The following is a 260-nucleotide window of genomic DNA, read 5'->3' on the forward strand; positions in this document are numbered from 1 at the left end:
CGACGATCCGGAGATGTGGGTGTCACACGAAACGATCTATCAGGCCATGTATGTCCAGGCTCGCGGGGGGTTGGGCAGGGAGCTGAAATCCGCGTTGCGCTCCGGCCGGGAGAAACGAAAGCCGCAGGGCCGCAAACCGATCGAGGATCGTGGCCGGTTCAAGGCGGGCATGGTCAACATCAGCAAACGTCCCGCCGAGGCGCAGGACCGGGCGATCCCAGGCCACTGGGAAGGAGACCTCATCCTCGGCGCCGGCAACG

At 65.0% G+C, this 260-nt stretch carries 1 protein-coding gene; it reads left to right on the forward strand.

Annotated features, from left to right (window positions below; all coding sequences use genetic code 11):
• On the forward strand, window positions 1–260 hold a 260-nt coding region (locus AC5Y36_RS25915; RefSeq protein WP_500043835.1), incomplete at both ends, for a transposase.

This window comes from Mycobacterium sp. NGS50, assembly GCF_059812545.1.